Origin of the sequence: Loktanella sp. SALINAS62 (genome assembly GCF_018263905.1) — a bacterium.
Taxonomy (GTDB): domain Bacteria; phylum Pseudomonadota; class Alphaproteobacteria; order Rhodobacterales; family Rhodobacteraceae; genus Loktanella.
On the sequence record NZ_JAAFZU010000023.1, the window covers coordinates 328,054 to 344,475 of the forward strand.

General features: G+C 60.4%; 17 protein-coding genes. 8 read left to right on the forward strand and 9 right to left on the reverse strand.

The genetic code is table 11. From position 1 onward, the window contains the following. The first annotated feature begins 60 nt into the window (after positions 1–60). The 8 genes from cysQ (at position 61) to GZH79_RS09160 (ending at position 9,228) form a co-directional block, all read left to right on the forward strand. Complete coding sequence (gene cysQ, locus GZH79_RS09125) at positions 61–858, forward strand: 3'(2'),5'-bisphosphate nucleotidase CysQ (RefSeq protein ID WP_211643467.1); 798 nt, start codon at positions 61–63, stop codon at positions 856–858. After that, positions 855–1,658 carry a manno-octulosonate cytidylyltransferase gene (locus tag GZH79_RS09130; RefSeq protein WP_211643468.1) on the forward strand — a complete coding sequence of 268 codons (804 nt, stop codon included), beginning with the start codon at positions 855–857 and terminating at the stop codon, positions 1,656–1,658. Before cysQ ends, GZH79_RS09130 begins: the two co-directional genes overlap by 4 nt. Then, positions 1,659–2,891, forward strand: a complete 1,233-nt coding sequence (locus GZH79_RS09135; RefSeq protein ID WP_211643469.1) for a glycosyltransferase — start codon at positions 1,659–1,661, stop codon at positions 2,889–2,891. Positions 2,892–2,972: 81 nt separating this feature from the next. Continuing rightward, positions 2,973–3,869 (forward strand): UTP--glucose-1-phosphate uridylyltransferase GalU, encoded by an 897-nt coding sequence (gene galU, locus GZH79_RS09140; RefSeq protein WP_211643470.1) that lies wholly within the window; start codon positions 2,973–2,975, stop codon positions 3,867–3,869. A gap of 55 nt (positions 3,870–3,924) precedes the next feature. After that, complete coding sequence (locus tag GZH79_RS09145) at positions 3,925–5,067, forward strand: glycosyltransferase (RefSeq protein ID WP_211643471.1); 1,143 nt, start codon at positions 3,925–3,927, stop codon at positions 5,065–5,067. 27 nt (positions 5,068–5,094) lie between these two features. After that, complete coding sequence (locus GZH79_RS09150) at positions 5,095–6,099, forward strand: glycosyltransferase family 2 protein (protein ID WP_211643472.1); 1,005 nt, start codon at positions 5,095–5,097, stop codon at positions 6,097–6,099. Further along, positions 6,096–7,793: a beta-1,6-N-acetylglucosaminyltransferase gene (locus GZH79_RS09155; RefSeq protein WP_211643473.1), complete on the forward strand. Its 1,698-nt coding sequence runs from the start codon at positions 6,096–6,098 to the stop codon at positions 7,791–7,793. Before GZH79_RS09150 ends, GZH79_RS09155 begins: the two co-directional genes overlap by 4 nt. 1 nt (position 7,794) lies before the next feature. Continuing rightward, on the forward strand, positions 7,795–9,228 hold the full coding sequence (locus GZH79_RS09160; protein WP_211643474.1) for a nodulation protein NodH: 1,434 nt from the start codon (positions 7,795–7,797) through the stop codon (positions 9,226–9,228). Between the two features lie 5 nt (positions 9,229–9,233). Here GZH79_RS09160 and GZH79_RS09165 read toward each other — a convergent pair whose 3' ends face one another. The 9 genes from GZH79_RS09165 to GZH79_RS09205 form a co-directional block, all read right to left on the reverse strand. Beyond that, complete coding sequence (locus tag GZH79_RS09165) at positions 9,234–9,698, reverse strand: PTS sugar transporter subunit IIA (RefSeq protein WP_211643475.1); 465 nt, start codon at positions 9,696–9,698, stop codon at positions 9,234–9,236. Between the two features lie 27 nt (positions 9,699–9,725). After that, positions 9,726–10,307: a ribosome-associated translation inhibitor RaiA gene (gene raiA / locus GZH79_RS09170; protein ID WP_211643476.1), complete on the reverse strand. Its 582-nt coding sequence runs from the start codon at positions 10,305–10,307 to the stop codon at positions 9,726–9,728. A 214-nt stretch (positions 10,308–10,521) separates the two neighbouring features. Further along, entirely contained in the window at positions 10,522–11,274 is a 753-nt protein-coding gene (gene lptB / locus GZH79_RS09175) for an LPS export ABC transporter ATP-binding protein (RefSeq protein WP_211643477.1), read from the reverse strand. Further along, positions 11,274–11,750, reverse strand: coding sequence for a lipopolysaccharide transport periplasmic protein LptA (gene lptA, locus GZH79_RS09180; RefSeq protein WP_211643478.1), 477 nt, complete (start codon positions 11,748–11,750; stop codon positions 11,274–11,276). The genes lptB and lptA overlap by 1 nt, the downstream gene beginning before the upstream one ends. 2 nt (positions 11,751–11,752) lie before the next feature. After that, positions 11,753–12,361 carry a hypothetical protein gene (locus tag GZH79_RS09185; RefSeq protein ID WP_211643479.1) on the reverse strand — a complete coding sequence of 203 codons (609 nt, stop codon included), beginning with the start codon at positions 12,359–12,361 and terminating at the stop codon, positions 11,753–11,755. A 3-nt stretch (positions 12,362–12,364) separates the two neighbouring features. Then, positions 12,365–13,327, reverse strand: a complete 963-nt coding sequence (locus GZH79_RS09190) for a KpsF/GutQ family sugar-phosphate isomerase (protein WP_211643480.1) — start codon at positions 13,325–13,327, stop codon at positions 12,365–12,367. Then, complete coding sequence (locus GZH79_RS09195; RefSeq protein ID WP_211643481.1) at positions 13,327–13,938, reverse strand: ribonuclease D; 612 nt, start codon at positions 13,936–13,938, stop codon at positions 13,327–13,329. Before GZH79_RS09195 ends, GZH79_RS09190 begins: the two co-directional genes overlap by 1 nt. Before the next feature lie 54 nt (positions 13,939–13,992). Then, entirely contained in the window at positions 13,993–14,733 is a 741-nt protein-coding gene (locus GZH79_RS09200) for an endonuclease/exonuclease/phosphatase family protein (RefSeq protein ID WP_211643482.1), read from the reverse strand. Next, on the reverse strand, positions 14,730–16,082 hold the full coding sequence (locus GZH79_RS09205) for a phospholipase D-like domain-containing protein (protein ID WP_349291179.1): 1,353 nt from the start codon (positions 16,080–16,082) through the stop codon (positions 14,730–14,732). Before GZH79_RS09205 ends, GZH79_RS09200 begins: the two co-directional genes overlap by 4 nt. Positions 16,083–16,422: the final 340 nt, after the last annotated feature.

Consider the following 16,422-nt stretch of genomic DNA (forward strand, 5'->3'; position numbering starts at 1 on the left):
CGCAACATCGTTCATCAATCAATTCAATGTGTGCCTCAGGATTGCGAAAAAAGTATGACCATGGATTTTGACAAACTGACCGACGTGATGCGCCGCCTCTCGCTAGAAGCGGGCGACAGGATCATGGAAATCTATGACAGCCCCGATTTCGACGTCCGGTCCAAATCCGACGACAGCCCGGTCACGGCCGCCGACGAAGCCGCCGATGCGATTATCAGTGTGGGCCTGCGCGCGGCCTTTCCCGACGTGGCGCTGGTGACAGAAGAACAATCGAAAACCCATGGCGAAACGGCCAGCACGTTTCTGATCGTGGACCCGCTGGACGGCACCAAGGAATTTATCAAGCGGCGCGGCGATTTCACCGTGAACATCGCCTATGTCGTCGACGGCGAACCGGTGCGCGGCGTGGTCTATGCCCCCGCGAAACAGCGCATGTTCTACACGCAAGCCGATGGCACCTCGGTCGAGGAATCGGGACCATTCGACAAGGATACGGTCACAGACGCCGAACCGATCCGGGTCTCGCGTCCCGACAACAATGCGCTGATGGTTGTGGCGTCGAAATCGCACCGTGATCAGGCAACCGATGATTACATCGATCTGTATATGGTCAAGGATATGAAATCGGCGGGTTCGTCGCTGAAATTCTGCCTGATCGCCACCGGAGAGGCGGATCTTTATCCGCGACTGGGCCGCACGATGGAATGGGATACCGCCGCGGGCCATGCCGTGCTGAACGGTGCGGGCGGGCGTGTCGTGCGTTTCGACGATCACCAGCCGCTGCGTTATGGCAAGGCTGGGTTTGCCAATCCGTTCTTTATCGCCTGCGCGCCCGACGTCGAATTGCTGACGCAATGAGCGTCGTGATCGTCATTCCGGCGCGCTATGCCTCTACCCGGTATCCGGGTAAGCCGCTGGTTGATTTACGCGGGGCATCCGGGCAGGCCCGTAGCCTGATCCGCCGCAGCTGGGATGCCGCCATGTCGGTGACCGGGGTGGACCGGGTGGTGGTCGCCACCGACGACGACCGTATCCGCGACGCCGCACAGGCATTCGGGGCAGAGGTCGTGATGACCCCCGCATCCTGTGAAAACGGCACGGCCCGCTGTGCGGCTGCGCTGGATGTGCTGGATGGACCGACCCCCGACATCATTGTGAACCTGCAGGGCGACGCCCCCCTGACTCCCGCCTGGTTCGTCGAGGATCTGGTAAACGGTCTGCGCGCGGATCCCGACGCAATGGTCGCCACCCCCGTTTTGCAGACCGAAGGCGCTGCCCTGCGCGGTTTTCTGGAAGATCGTCAGGCGGGCCGTGTCGGCGGCACGACGGCTGTGTTCGGGGCTGCGATGAACGCGCTTTATTTTTCCAAAGAGGTCATTCCCTATCGCGGCGAAACCTATGCCGACGATGCGATGACCCCGGTGTGGCACCATGTCGGTGTCTATGCCTACCGCCCTGACGCCTTGCGCGCCTATACCACGTGGCCTGTGGGTCCGCTTGAACAGCTTGAAGGTCTGGAACAGCTCCGGTTCCTGGAACAGGCGCAACGCGTGCTGTGCGTCAGCGTCGAAGCGCGCGGTCGTGAATTCTGGGAGCTGAACAACCCCCAGGACGTGCCCCGGATCGAAGCGATGCTGCAAAAGATGGGTCTGGACTGAATGCTGACCGCCAGCGTCGTTGTCGTCAGTCAAAACCGACCCGATGCGCTGTTTCGTTGCCTGACCGGGCTGTCGCAGATCGATTATCCCCATGTCGAAATCATCGTGGTCGCAGACGCGGGGTCCACACCCGCGATTGCGCGCGCCGGGCTGGGTGATGTCGTCAGGCTGATCCCCTGCGATGTGCCCAATATCTCTGCCGCGCGCAATCTGGGTGTCGCACAGGCGACCGGCGACGTGGTCGCGTTTATCGATGACGACGCCGTGCCAGAACCGCGCTGGCTGTCGCATCTGATCGCGCCCTTTGCCGACGATGCAGTGCAGGCGGCTGGCGGTTTTGTGCGCGGGCGCAACGGGATCAGCTTTCAATGGCGCGGGCGGATGGTGTTCGGTGATGCCCAGACCGCCGATCTGCCGGTTGATGGAGATGCACCATTGCGCGTCGCAGGCGCTGCGGGCCGTGCGGTCAAGACCGAAGGCACCAATATGGCGGTCCGCCGGGATGTGCTGCTGCAACTGGGCGGCTTTGACGAATCCTTTGCGTTCTACCTTGATGAAACTGATCTGAACATGCGGCTGGCCGCGCTGGGCGCGGTGACGGCGCTAGTCCCAATGGCGCAGGTTCATCACGGATATGCCCCCAGCGCGCGGCGGACGCATGACCGCGTGCCGCGCAGTCTGTTTGAGATCGGCGCAAGCCTTGCGGTGTTTTTGCGCAAACACGGGCCAACCCGCACCCCGTCACCGACGATGCACCGCAGGGCGCAGCGCCGCAGATTGCTGAACCACATGGTCGCTGGCCGGATCATGCCCGGTGATGTCGGGCGCTTGTTGGCCACGTTTGACGCTGGATGGACCGATGGGCTGACCCGGCAGGCAGGACAGTCGCAGATCGCCGCCATGGCCGCGCCCCGCGTTGATTTTCCAACGCGCGTGCGCCCCCATGTCGTTTTGCGCGGTCGGTTCTGGCAGGCCCGTGCCCTGCGTGCCCAGGCTCGCGCCGACGTGCAGGCCGGGTCCATCGTGACGCTTTACCTATTTTCCTATTCGACACTGTTTCACCGGGTGCGGTTCACCGATGCCGGGTTTTGGGAACAATCGGGCGGTCAATTTGGGCGCGCCGATCGTGATGGACCGCTGTTTCGGCTGATCACCGCCGAAGGCCGCGCCATACAAGAGGAACAAAGGATCGCCAAGCTACGTATCCCTCACCCACCGGATGGGCATATGTGAAATGCCATCCTGTCTTGGATTTGTTGCAGCACTCGCCTACACGCATATCCAATTTGAAAATGTTTTGAACGTGAGGCCAACATGCGCAGAAAAGTTTCCAAAGCCATCTTTCCAGTCGCAGGGATGGGCACACGTTTTCTGCCCGCGACCAAGGCTGTGCCGAAAGAAATCATGACTTTGGTGGATCGGCCACTGGTGCAATACGCCATCGACGAAGCGCGTGAAGCCGGGATCAAGGAATTCATCTTTGTCACCGCGCGCGGCAAGAATGCGCTGGAGGATTATTTCGACAACGCACCGGAACTGGAAAATCGCCTGCGTAAGGACGGCAAGACCGAACTGCTTGAAACCCTGAAATCCACCAATATGGAAAGCGGGGCAATCGCCTACATTCGCCAGCACAAGGCAATGGGGCTGGGCCATGCCGTCTGGTGTGCCCGCCGTCTGATCGGCAATGAACCCTTTGCCGTCATGTTGCCCGACGATGTGATCGCAAGCGAAAAATCCTGTCTGGCGCAGATGGTCGACGCCTACGAGGACTGCGGCGGCTCGATGGTGGCCACGATGGAAGTCGCACCCGAGCAGACGAAATCCTATGGTATTCTGGACGTTGCGGAAACCGATGCGGATCAAGGCCAGAACCGGCTGGTGCGCGCGCGCGGCATGGTCGAAAAACCTGCGCCGGGCACCGCACCGTCCAATCTGGCCGTGATCGGGCGTTACATCCTGACGCCCGACGTCATGTCGAACCTGAACCACATCGGACGTGGATCGGGCAACGAGGTGCAGTTGACCGACGCGATTGCCGCTGAAATCCGACAGGATCGTGACGTGTTCGGCTACCGTTTCGAAGGCAAACGCTACGATTGCGGGTCCAAAGCGGGCTATCTGGAAGCAACGGTAGCCTTTGCGCTGGCCAACCCGGAACTGGGCGAAGGTTTCCGCAAGTACCTGAACGAGATCGTTGCAAAGGGCTGATGTACCCCGGACCCGCCTACTGGACATTTCCCGTCTGGTATCGCGTGCTGGCTTGATGCCGACGGGCGTTGACCGTGTTGAACTGGCCTATCTGGACTGGTTCCTGCGGGACACGTCGATCAATGTCTTTGGCCTGTCGCGCACGGCGCTGGGGCTGGTTTTGCTGGACCGTACGGGGTTGGAAGCGTTTGCCGCAGCTTGGCGCAGTCGACGGTTTGACCTGCCTGACGTGTTGTCGCGCCTGAACCGGAACCTGTCACCGGCGGCGCGGCGCGGACAGACGTTCGTACGTTGGCGCGCAGTCGGGCGGTGCAGGCCGCGCGGGTTGGCGCGGATGCTACGGCGGGTGCCGGGGCCGATGACCTATTTCAATGTGGGCCATAGCAACCTGTCAGCGGCGCTGTTGCGCACCATTTCCAGCCATCCCGGCGCACGGATAGCCGTGCTGATCCACGATACGATCCCGCTGGATTTTCCTGCGCAACAGCGCGCGGGGACAGTGCCGCGTTTTCGCAAACTGCTGACCGCGTCGGTCAATCACGCGGACGTGCTGATCTGTTCGACCGACGCCTGCGCTGCCGATCTGCTGCGGCATACGTGCCGCACCGCTTGCGGACCGAATATCGTGGTCGCGCCGCTTGGCGTTGAACCCCCGGTGCCGGCCCCCGAAGAAATCCCACCGGGTCTGATGCCACTACGACCCTATTTCATGACGGTCGGCACCATTGAGCCGCGTAAAAATCACGCCATGCTGCTGGATATCTGGGATGACTTGGGCAGCGGCGCGCCGGAATTGCTGATCTGTGGACGGCGGGGCTGGCTGAACCATGATGTTTTCGCGCGGCTGGATGCCGGTATCCCCCACGTCACCGAAGCGAACGATTTGTCCGACGGTGCCATCGCGGCCCTGTTGCAGGGATCGCAGGGTTTGTTGTTTCCGTCGATGGCCGAAGGATACGGTCTGCCCCCGATCGAAGCGGCTGCTTTGGGCGTGCCCGTCATATGTGCCGATTTGCCAGCCTGCCGCGAAGTGATGAAAGACTGGCCCGTTTACCTGAAGCACACTGATCGCTATAATTGGGAAATTGAAATAAAGACGTTGGTGCGGCACAGCCCGTACAGCCGCAATGAACAACGCGATGTCCCCACATGGGACGCACATTTTGATAAGATGTTAACCGCATTGGTTGACGATTGAGCAGGTCGGATTGAGGAAAGGAAATCGGTGGGCGTCTGGCGGTCTTACCGGCTAAGGGTGCAGCGTCAGCGCTGGCTTGTCCGCGCTTTTCGCAAGCGGCGGCAGCTAACGGCCGTGGTCAACCGCACTGCACAGATCAAACCCAATGATATCCTCGTCTTTTCCACGTTCCGCAACGAAGACATCCGGCTACCCTATTTTCTGGATTACTATCGCAAGCTTGGCGTCAATCATTTCATCATGGTCGATAACCAAAGCACAGATGGCGGCGGCGCCTTTTTGAAGGAACAGCCGGACGTCACGCTTTTTCTGGCGCAAGGCAGCTACAAACGCGCGCGTTTCGGTGTGGATTGGCTGAACTGGCTGCAAAGCCGGTATGGTCACGGGCACTGGACGCTTGTGGTCGATCCGGACGAATTGCTGGTTTATCCGTTCTGCGATACCCGACCGTTGCGCGCCCTGACAGACTGGCTGGATGCGTCGTCGATCAAATCCTTTGGCGCGATGCTGCTGGATATGTACCCCAAGGGGCGTATCAACGATGTGCCCTATCAGCGTGGCACCGATCCATTGCAGATCGCGGAATGGTTCGACAGCGGCAATTACACGATCAACCGCAACCCGAATTTCGCGAATTTGTGGATTCAGGGTGGTCCGCGATCGCGCACGTTTTTTGCCGGCGAACCCGAACGCGCGCCCGCGCTGAACAAGGTGCCGCTGGTCAAATGGAACCGGCGCTATGCCTATGTCAGTTCCACGCATATGCTGCTGCCGCGCGGGTTGAACCTTGTTTACGACGAATGGGGTGGCGAAAAAGCCAGTGGCGCGCTGTTGCACACGAAATTCCTGTCGTCCTTTTCCGACAAGGCCAAAGAGGAGATGGAGCGCAAACAGCACTACGCCAACAGCCACGAATACCGCGCCTATGCGCAGGACGATTCGCCTGATCTGTGGTGCCCGTGGTCGGAGCGTTACATCAACTGGCGTCAGCTGGAAATTCTGGGAATCATGTCCAAAGGGAACTGGGCATGACCCTTGGCATCATCATGTTGGTGCATACGGCATTCGACCGTGCCGAACAGATCGCGCGCCATTGGGTCAAGGGCGGCTGCCCGGTTGTCATCCACGTCGATAAAAACGTGCCCGATCAGACATTTCAGGCGTTCAAGTCCGCCTTGGCGGATGTCGGTATCATCAAGTTTTGCAAACGGCACCGCTGCGAATGGGGCACCTGGGGTATCGTCGCCGGCACCCAATCCGCAGCAGAGGTGATGCTGGCCAGTTATCCCGATGTGCGCCATGTCTATCTGGCGTCCGGGGTCTGCATGCCGTTGCGCCCTGTGCGCGAGCTGCGCCGTTATCTTGACAGCCGCCCCCGCACCGATTTCATCGAAAGCGCGACGACCGCAGACGTGCCCTGGACGGTGGGGGGGCTGGATCAGGAACGGTTCACCCTGCGATTCCCGTTTTCGTGGCGGACGAACCGTTACATGTTCGATAAATACGTCGCATTTCAGCGCATGTTTGGCATCCGTCGCAGGATACCCGACGGGCTTGTGCCGCACATGGGGTCACAGTGGTGGTGCCTGACCCGGCAGACCCTGTCCGCAATCCTGCAAGACCCGGATCGCCCGGTTTATGACAAATATTTCCGCAAGGTCTGGATTCCGGACGAAAGCTATTTCCAGACCCTTGCGCGCAGCTATTCGTTCAACATCGAAAGCCGGTCGCTGACGCTGTCAAAATTCGATTTTCAGGGTAAGCCGCACATCTTTTATGACGATCACCTGCAATTGCTGCGGCGGTCGGACTGCTTTGTCGCGCGCAAGATCTGGCCCTTTGCAGATCGTCTTTATCAGGTATTTTTGTCCGACGACGCGGCATCCATGAAAGGCGCGGAACCCAACCCCGCCAAGATCGACCGCATTTTCGCAAAGGCTGTGGAACGCCGCACGCAGGGCCGTCGTGGGCTTTATATGCAAAGCAGGTGGCCCAATCAGGATTGGGAAAACGGCATCACCGCGTCGCCCTATTCCGTCTTTCAGGGCTTCACCGAGCTTTTTGACAACTTTGAACCGTGGCTGGCCAAAATTTCTGGCGCGCGGGTGCATGGGCATCTGTATGCGCCGGACCGTGTTGAATTTGACGGGCGGCAGACCTGTTTCAACGGCGCGCTGTCCGACAGTGCCCCGATGCGTGACCACAGTCCGCAAATGTTTCTGACCAATCTGATCTGGAACACCCGTGGCGAACGGCAGGCGTTCCAATTCGGGCCCGGCGATAGCCAGAACATCAACTGGATGCTGGCCAAGGACGGCAATGCGCAGGTGTCCGTCATCTCTGGCGCATGGGCCGTGCCCCTGTTTCAGTCGAATCGCAATTTTGCCGAACTGCGGCATGAAGCGGCGCGCCTGCAAAAGATTGAAAACGACCACCTGAGCGTCCTGCGATCCCCTTGGACAAAGGCGCGCGTGCGCGTTTGGACAATGGCTGAATTCATCGAAAATCCGATGGAATCGCTACAGATGATCGTCGATGAAATGACCGGAAAAACCACCCGCCGCCTGACCGAAGCACCGCGCATGCATGATTTGACAGGCTTTGGCCAATTTCTGCAAAACCTGAAAAACCAAGGGATGCACCCCTATCTGATGGGTGATTTCCCGGTAGAGGCTGCACCGCTGAACCAATCGCCAAAGCCTCGCAAACCCTATCTGGTGAAATGATTTGTCAAAATTCGATTACTTCATCCTGTTTGCGGAAATGCGCACGGGCTCTAATTTTCTAGAAGCGAACCTGAACAGTTTTGACGGCATTTCCTGCCTGGGTGAAGCGTTCAATCCTCATTTCATCGGATATCCCGACAGTGACGATGTGTTGGGCGTGACCCAGCGGGACCGCGAAACCGACCCGCAGCGCCTGATCGATGCTGTGATCGCGGCACCCGAGCTGAACGGGTTTCGGTTCTTTAACGACCATGACCCGCGCGTGTTGGATATCGCGCTGACCGACCCGCGCTGTGCAAAAATCATCCTGACCCGTAATCCGGCTGACAGCTATATCAGCTGGAAAATCGCAACGGCCACGGGCCAATGGAAACTGACCAACGCGACCCACGCCAAGACCAGCAAGGTCCGGTTCAATGCGGCGGAATTCGAAACGCATCTGGCCGGGCTTCAGGCGTTTCAGGTCAGGCTGATGAACACGCTGCAACGGACCGGACAGACCGCGTTCTATGTCGCCTACGAAGACCTGCACGACGTCGAGGTCATGAACGGTCTGGCGCTGTGGCTGGGTGTGGATGACCATATCACAGGGATCAACAAGAAGCTGAAAAAGCAAAACCCCATGCCGATGGCTGACAAGGTCGAAAACTTTGACGCGATGGAAACGGCCTTGGCACGACTGGACCGGTTCAATCTGACGCGGACGCCCAATTTTGAACCGCGCCGTGGGCCGATGATCCCGACCTATATCGGGGCCGCGCAAAGCGCACTGCTTTACATGCCGCTGAAATCGGGGCCAACGGCGGCCATGTCCGATTGGATGGCGCGGCTGGACAAGGTGCCGACCGATCAATTGCTGACATCGTTCAGCCAGAAAACCCTGCGCGACTGGCAGCGCAATAACCCCAGGCATCGCAAGTTTTCGGTAGTGCGCCATCCGGTGATCTGGGCGCATGCGGCGTTTTGCGACCGGATCGTGTTCAATGGTCGTGGCAGTTTCACCGAAATCCGCGGAACCCTGCGCAAGGTGCACGGCGTCGATGTGCCTGACGGTGGACCGGTGCCGGAAACGGACAGCGTCTATGACATGGCCGCACACCGGCTGGCGTTCATCGCGTTTCTGAAATTTCTGCGCAACAATCTGTCGGCGCAAACGGCGGTCCGGACGGATGCCGCATGGGCGTCACAGCTTGGTCTGTTGCAGGCAATGGCGGATTTCGGTCTGCCCGATGTCATCGTGCGTGAAGACGCGTTGCGCGGCGATCTGGCGCGTCTGGCAGGGCAGGTCGGCCATGACACCATGCCAGAGGTGCCGACCGTCACCGACCCTTATGCCGACCGGCTGGCGACGATCTATGACGATCAGATCGAATCTGCCGCGCGCGACGCCTATGCAAAGGATTACGAAGCGTTCGGATTTGGCCCTCTGCGCTAGTCGGTTCAGGCAGCCTGCGTCGCGGTTCCGTCGGTCAGGATCATGTGCAGGGTGGCGGGTTCTGTATTCGCCCGCAGTTTGGCGCAGATATCGGGGTTGCGCAGGGTGCGCGACACCAGCGCCAGTGCTTTCAGGTGTTCGACCCCGGCATCAACCGGGGCCAGTAATGCGAACACCAGATCAACCGGTTGGCGATCGATTGAATCGAAATTCAACGGCTTTTCCAGACGCAGAAAAATGCCGCGCACATCGTCCAGACCATCCAGCCGCGCATGCGGCAGTGCAATGCCGTGGCCAACGCCGGTCGGACCCAGACCTTCGCGTTCGATCAATGCGTCGGTCACCTGACCTGAATCAACCATGTAGCATTGGTCAGCAAGCGCGCCCAATTCATGGAAAAGCCGCTTCTTGCTAGAGCATCCGCCAAGGGTCTTGATCGCGCTTTGTTGCAAGATGTCGCTGAGTTGCATCAATCATTCCCCCGGACAAAAGAGGCATCAGGCCCCCAGCGTATGGGGATCGATCCATCCTATGTTTCCGTCTTCCCGTCTATAAACCACGTTAATGCGATTTTGCTTTTCGTTGCGAAACACAAGAACGGGACTGTTTGCCAGTTCCATTTGCATCACGGCTTCACCAACAGAGATCGAAGGAATCTTCGCTTCTGTTTCGGCCACGATCACCGGTGCGTCGTCGAACTGCTCTGCCTCGTCGCTGTCGTCTGCCGTTGCGGCGAGGATATACGACCCGCCACCAGAGATTTCAACCGGATCGGGGCGATCGCGATGGTGATCCTTTAAACGACGTTTATATCTGCGCAGTTGTTTGTCCATTTTTTCGCAACATGCATCGAAGGCGGCATAGATTTCGGGATCGCGCCCCGTGGCCTGCACGGTCAGGCCCGTCGACAGATGCACCACCGCTTCGGACACGAATTCATGGCCGGTCTTGGAAAACACCACAATTGCCTCTGTCGGGCGGCCTGCATATTTAGCCAGCGTTTCACCCAATTCCGTCTGGACATGAGTCTGAAGCGCTTCTCCGATGTCGATCTGCTTGCCGCTGATTTGGTAACGCATGGTGGTCTCCTTCCTAATCTTGGCAGACGTGCGAAAACATCACCGTCAGGTCATGAAATTTAGCACGCTGTTGCCGTTGAACAATGACGCAATCGCCCTGCAAGTTGCGTCTGACCGGTCCGAAACGGACGCGGCATGTGCAAAGACGCGTGGGGTACAAAAGGTCGTCATTCCCTTGATGAAGCGCTGAAAAATCGGGTCTGTCAATGCTACATCAGTTAACGCGGAAGCCTTGACCCAGATAGACACGGCGCACATTTTCATCGCGTACGACTTCTTCGGCGGTGCCCGACATCAGCACCTTGCCGTCGTTCAGAATATAGGCACGATCGACGATCTGCAGCGTTTCCTGCACGTTGTGATCGGTGATCAGAACACCGATACCCCGCGTTTTCAGATCCGCCACAAGCGCCCGGATATCCGCCACGGCAATCGGATCGACCCCGGCAAAGGGTTCGTCCAGCAGAACATATTTCGGCCCCGCTGCCAGACAGCGCGCGATTTCGGCGCGGCGACGTTCGCCGCCCGACAATGCGACGGCTGGCGCGCGGCGCAGATGACTGATCGAAAATTCCGACAGCAGGTTTTCCAGCTTGTCACGCCGCCGCTTTTTGTCTGGTTCGGCGATTTCAAGCACGGCGCGGATATTGTCTTCGACGGTCAAGCCACGAAAAATCGACATTTCCTGCGGCAGATAACCGATTCCGCGATTCGCACGGCGGTACATCGGCATCGTGGTCACGTCTTCTCCGTCCACGGTGACCTGCCCGCCTTCCAGACGGATCAGCCCGGCGATCAGGTAAAAACAGGTCGTTTTGCCCGACCCGTTCGGCCCCAGCAGCGCCACGACCTCTCCACGGCCCAGATCAAGGCTGACATCGCGGATGACGGGACGCTTGCGATAGCTTTTGCGCAGGTTGCGCACCCGCAGCCCCGCATCGCCGTCGGTCACGGACAGACCCGGCATCAGTTGCCGCCCTGCTGGAACACCGTGCTGACCCGGCCCGACATCTGCGCCGTCCCTGTTTCAAGATCCACGACCATCGATTGCGACGACAGCGCTGACGCGCCCTGCGTCAGCAATACGTCGCCGGTCAGGGTCAGGGTGCCAGCGGCCAGATCGTAATCGGCGGATTGCGCTTCTGCCGCTTCGGTGGCTGTCACGAATGTCACGCCGCCGCTGGCCTGCATCCGGGTGATGTCGCCACTGTCAGCGCCATAGGTGACGTTCACCTGTGGCGCGGACAGCCGCAGATCGCCCTGGCCGATCGTGACGTTACCGCTGAACACCGCTGTCCCCGCGTTCTGGTCGACATCCAGATTGTCGGCGGTGACTTCGACAGGGGCGTTTGGATCGGCGTCGATGCCGCCCAGATTGATGTTGGTCTGTGCCGCCAGCGGACCGCACAGCAGGACAAGTAAAAGCGTCATTACATGTTTCATCGTCAGTCCTCTGCGGTTTGCGGTACGAACAACAGACGTACACCGTCGCTGAAATGCAACTGTGCGCCGTTGGACGATTGACCCAACACTACCTTGGCCTGCCCTGCGGTCAAATCACCGAAAGGTGCCCGGATTTCCAGCGCGCCATCCGACACGACAGTGCCGGACGTCAGGTCGGCATTCAGCCCGGCGGTTTCCATTGTGTACCCGGTCGAAATTTCAAGCCGCGCCAGCCCGGTCAGCGTCGCAATCTGCCCGGCGGTATCCATCGTGCCCTTGCCCGCCGTCAGCCGCAGGGCGGTGCCGTCGGGTGCATGCATGGCAAGCTGTGGGCGGCTGACGTCTACGACGTCGGCGGCGTTTTGGCTTGGTTGGGCCTGCGTCGCGCTGAATTCCACGGCATCACCGGCATCGGTCAGCCCGGTGAACCGTGGCGCGCCGATCCGCTGCTCGGTCGCCACCGCGTCGATCTGGGCAAACGGAATGTCGTCAACGCCGGGTCCGCCACGCGCGATCAGGAACAGGGTAGACAGCAGCACCAGCGCACCCAGCGGCAGCAGGATTTTCAGCCACCCGACGACCTGCGAATAAAGATTGACGTCCCGCGACATCGACTAGATCACGCCAGCGCGCAGGCAGTCATGGATATGAAGGATGCCCGCGATACGGCCCGCATCGTTCAGGGCGAACAGGCAGGTGATCTTGCGGTCGTTCATCACGGCGACGGCCAGTTCGGCCAGTGCACCGGCAGGAACGGTCGTGGGGTTTGCCGTCATGACCTCTGCCGCGGTGTGGTCCAGCAGACCCTGCATGTGGCGGCGCAAATCGCCGTCGGTGATCACCCCCGCCAGCCGCCCGTCCGGGGTTGCGATGCCCGCGACGCCGAACCCTTTTTGGCTGATCGTCAGCAGGACGTCGCCCATCGGGGTATCGGGGCGGACCATCGGCAGTTCGTCGCCCGTGTGCATCAGGTCCGCGACCTTTGACAGGCGCGCGCCCAGCTTGCCGCCGGGGTGAACGTCGCGGAAATTTTCCGGGGTGAACTTGCGGTGTTCCATCAGTGCGATGGCCAGTGCATCGCCCAGTGCCAGCGTCATGGTGGTGGAAATCGTCGGCACGACGCCAGTGCCGCAGGCTTCGCCCAGTTGCGGCAGGACCAGCGGGATATCGGACTGGCGGCACAGTGTGCTGTCCGGGCGGCTGGCCACCCCGATCAGCGGAATGGCAAAGCGGCGGGTATAGGCCACGATGTCCGACAGCTCTGGCGTTTCGCCCGAATTGGACAGCACGATCACCACATCGCCCTTGGCCAGCATTCCCAGATCGCCGTGGCTTGCTTCGGCGGGGTGGACGAAATGTGCGGGCGTGCCGGTGCTGGCGAATGTCGCCGCAATCTTGCGGGCGATGTGGCCCGATTTGCCCATGCCAGATACGATGACACGTCCCTTGGCAGCCAGAATAAGCGCCACAGCCGCGTCAAAGCTTTCGCCCAGCGATGCCGACAGCGCGGTCAATGCCGCGGCTTCGGTATCGATCACCCTGCGGCCGACGGATTGGAACGCGCTGGACCCCGACATCAGTGCGCGAAAATGTCGATGTCGGGCCAGCCGACCAGATCAAGCTTTGCGCGGGTCGGCAGGAAATCGAAACACGATTGTGCCAGTTCAGTCCGCCCTTCGCGTGCCAGCTTTTCATCCAGCGCGTCGCGCAGTTTGTGCAGATACAGTACGTCCGACGCCGCATAGGACAGTTGCGCATCGGTCAGGGTTTCGGCGCCCCAGTCGCTTTGCTGCTGCTGCTTGGAAATATCGACGCCGACCAGATCCTGTAGCAGGTATTTCAGCCCGTGACGGTCGGTGAATGTCCGCACCAGTTTGGACGCGATCTTGGTGCAATAGACGGGGGCTGCCAGCGTGCCGAACGCATGTTCCATCGCCGCGATATCGAAGCGGCCAAAATGAAACAGCTTCAGCACGTCAGGGTCGGCCAGCATCCGGCACAGGTTGGGCGCAGTGGTCTGCCCCTTGGCGACCTGCACCAGATGACAATCGCCATCGCCGCCCGACATCTGGATCAGGCACAGCCGGTCACGGTGCGGGTTCAGTCCCATGGTTTCGCAGTCGATTGCGACCACAGGGCCAAGCTCCAGCCCGTCGGGCAGATCGTTCTGGTAAAGGTGGTTCGCCATGTGTGCCCGTCCGCTGATTGGTTCGGTGTCAGATAGGACCCCGCGCCCTGTGGCTCAAGTCTTTTTGGTCAGGGCCAGCGCCGCATCGCGCAGGCTTTGCGGTGCCAGATCGGCATAGATGGGCAAATGGTCCGACGCGGCGCGGGTCAGGACGGTGTCGATCATCCCGGTATCCAGCACGTCCAGCCGTCGGTCAGCGGCGATGCGGTCCAGCGGGGCCAGACGCCAGCGCGCGTGATAACTGCGCCCCGGCGCATGCAGGCTGTGGCTTTTGGCAAACGGGCCAAGGCCACGGTGCAGCGTCCATTCGTTCAGGTCGCCAGCCATGACGGTCGGCACATCGGTGCGTTCCGCAATCCAGTCCAGAATGGCGCGCTGCTGTGCCAGGCGGGACCGGCGCAACAGGCCCAGATGCACGCCGATGATGCGCAACGGGCCATGTGGCGTGGCAATCACGGCGGTCACGGCACCGCGCGGTTCAAACCCCGGCAGCACGATCCGTTCGATCTGATCGGCAGCCCATTCGGGCCGGATCAGGATGACATTGCCATGCCATCCCATGCTGACATCCGTGACGGCCAGCGCGGCAGGGCGCAGGCCGATATCCTCTAGCGCATTCAGCGACAGCACGGCGGGGCGCTGGCCCATCCGCAGATCCGCCTCTTGCAGCAGGACAATATCGGCGTTGGCGTGGGACAGGACCCGCACGATCCGCATGGGATCGCGCCGCCGGTCGGTGCCAAGCGCCTTGCGGATGTTGTAACTGATCAGTCGGACGGGCGGTTCATCGGTCATAGCATCGGCGCCCCGACCCGAAACAGACCTTCAGCAATACGGCGCAGGGTGCCCGCATCGCTGACGCCTTCGTCACAACGGTCCACCAGCCCGGTGAACCAGTCCGCCAACAGGGTGGCACTGGCATCATCGTGGACGACCAGCTGGTTTTCAAAATTCAGCAGCATCGACCGCACATCGAAATTCGCGGACCCGACATAGGCATTGGTGTCGATGACGCCGGCCTTGGCGTGCATCATGCGGTCGCGGAACAACAGGATCTTGCCCCCGGCGGCCTGCAATTCCCGCACATATGCGCCACGCGCGAAATCTGCGACCATCTGGTTCGATCTGCGGGGCAACATCAGCCGGACATCCACCCTGCGGCGTGCGGCGACGGCCAGCGCTTCTGACAGGGATTCCGTGGGTAGGAAATAGGGCGTCGCGATCCAGACCCGGTCGGTGGCGCGGTGGATCGCGTTCACCAGTGAATCGTGAAATCCGTCGTGCGGCAGGTCGGGGCCGGATGCGGCCAGTTGCACCACGGCGGACCCGTGGTCGTGCTGTTTAACATCGTGCGGGGCGGGGTCGCCGCCCGCGCCGGACCAGTCGGATTCGAACACGTCGGTAAAGGATTTGACCGCAGGGCCGGTCAGCGTGAATCCCAGATCGACCCACGTGTCCTTGCCATCACCGATGTAATCCGCGCCAATGTTCATGCCACCGGCGAACGCATGCCGATCATCCACGATCAGCATCTTGCGATGGTTCCGCAGGTTCAGATGCCCCCGCTGCGGCCTGTTCACGAACGGAGAGAAATATTCCACCGTGCCGCCTGCGTTTTTGAAACGGCGCAGCGCCCGCGTCGGTGGGATCAGCGTGCCCAATCGGTCCATCAGCAACCGGACCTTCACACCGTCCTGCGCGCGTTGGGTCAGTTGATCAATGAATGCGACGCCGATGTCGTCGCGCGAGACGATGTAGAACAGCGCGTCGATCCGGTGTTCGGCCGACGCGATCAGATCGTTCAGCGCGGTGCGGGCCTGCGCGGGTTGCGTCAGTAGCGTGAAATCATGCCCGCCTACGGCACCCGGCAGGTCATAGCACCGCAGCGTACGGTCCCAGCGGTCGATGTGATCGCCCGCCGCTAGATCACGAAATGTGATGCTGTTGTCGGCGCCGTGCCGCTTGCGGAAACCGACGGCGATAAAAATCGGGACGGCCACATAGGGCATCACGATCAGCGCCAGCAGCCACGCCACGGTGGATTGCGGCGTGCGCCGCTGTTGCAGCATGAAACAGGCCGCAGTCAGCACCAGCAGGCTGATAAAAACGATTTCGATATGGGTGATGAGCCAGCTGATATCCACGACGAGTCCTTCAAACCTGTGCCAAGGCTAGCCCATGCAAATTCCTTGTCCATCCAAAGCACATTTTTCACGTGCCTCATCCGGGACATACAGCCGGACGACACGAACAGGCCGATCAGCCCGCTGTGATCGCGGCTAAATTCACGGCCTGTTTTGCAAGAAATACCGTGCGGCACGGCACGGACGTGCCGCACGCATCAAACGTACGGCTAAGCCACCCAAAAAGGGTCGATTAAAGGATGGTATTCGTTAGGGGAAATCGTGGTGCCCAGGAGAGGTTGGTTTCCTCGGCATGTTTTGGTTTTGTGCCCGTTGCAGGCACCGCAAGATCTTCAAACGT